2 protein-coding genes are annotated in these 1,469 nt (G+C 40.4%); both read left to right on the plus strand.

Going from position 1 to position 1,469, the window contains the following annotated elements; translation table 11 throughout:
* Positions 1–940: DUF2911 domain-containing protein (locus E1163_RS00550; protein ID WP_155168577.1), on the plus strand; the 940-nt coding region annotated here is incomplete at its 5' end.
* A gap of 53 nt (positions 941–993) precedes the next feature.
* Complete coding sequence (locus E1163_RS00555; RefSeq protein ID WP_155168578.1) at positions 994–1,443, plus strand: hypothetical protein; 450 nt, start codon at positions 994–996, stop codon at positions 1,441–1,443.
* Positions 1,444–1,469: the final 26 nt, after the last annotated feature.

The following is a 1,469-nucleotide window of genomic DNA, read 5'->3' on the forward strand; positions in this document are numbered from 1 at the left end:
CACTTTAATCTTAGCTGCAACAGCGTTAATGTACGCCTGTGATGATTCAGCTAAACCCAAGAATACTGTCAACGAGGTGCTGCAACTATTTGTAAGCTCAGTAAATGATAAGAATCTGGAACCTTTAAATGCCGTTTTTTCATCCAAAGCCAAGATTTATGAACAAGGATCAGTAGATGATTCCTGGGAGCACTACCGCGATGGCCATTTAGGCAAGGAAATAGAAGAAATGCAAAATATCACGTTCTCTATTGACGTAGCAGAATCCTTGGTCAACAAAGAAATGGCACTGTTGAGAGGTAATTATTTAATTCAGGGAAAGATGCATGACCAACAGATCAATTCTGACGGATTAGTTACACTTTCTCTGCAGGTTGAGGATGAAATGTGGAAGATTATCCACCTGCAATTCTCAAGGGGATGTAAAAAGGCAACAACTGACCATGCTGCTCATGGTACCACCTCAGAAGACACGGGAATGCCTAAACCCAAAAGCCCAAAGACTTCTGCTATGGGAAATGCAGGTGATACTCACATACATATTGATTATTCTTCACCCAGTGTAAGGGGCAGAACCATCTGGGGAGGGCTGGTTGAGTATAATAAAGTGTGGGCCACTGGTGCTCATCGGGCAACAGCTATCAATTTTTCCGAAGACGTGGAAATAAACAACACGAAAGTTCTGGCTGGAAAATACGGTTTTTTCACCATTCCAGGTGAGAAAGAATGGACGCTCATTATCAACGAAAATTGGGATCAGCACATGAGCGATGACTATGATAAAAATTTAGATGTAGTAAGAGTGAAAGTAAAACCGGAAGTGCTTTCTGAAAACCAGGAATCCCTGACGTATTCGGTAACGGAAATAGGTGATGCTCAAGCAACAGTTTCTATGGCTTGGGAGAAGCTCAAAATCTCTTTTAAAGTGAAAGCATTGTAAATAATAAAAATCAGGATCAGCTCCGTTTGGCAAGTTGATCCTGAATTTAGTTTATGAATGAATTCCATTCTTCCATTGGTAAAAGACTGATAGTTTGGATAGCACTGACTTCCTTCGTGCTACATTTTATTTGGGAAAATCTTCATGCCAGTCTATATGCTGAGTATGATTACTTTATGAAAAGTATTTACTTTCTTGGTTGTACTTTGGGAGATGTCATGCTCACTTTTATCATATACGGCCTTGTTGCCGCTGTGTTGAAAGATAGATTTTGGATTCGTAATTTCAATTTCAAGTCACTGCCGGTAGTCGTTATTATGGCAGGGGTTGTGTCATTCATTGCGGAATGGGTGGCGATTGAGCTGGACTTTTGGAGTTACAATGAAAAGATGCCGATAGTGCCTTTGCTCGGAGTGGGGCTTTCCCCATTCCTAGCTATTGTAATAAATAATACGCTCAGTTTCTTGTTGGCATCTAAAATCGTGGTGCCAAAAAAGAAATAGTCATTAGTGCCTTGTCAATCTAGATA

Source organism: Fulvivirga kasyanovii (assembly GCF_009711405.1).
GTDB lineage: Bacteria > Bacteroidota > Bacteroidia > Cytophagales > Cyclobacteriaceae > Fulvivirga > Fulvivirga kasyanovii.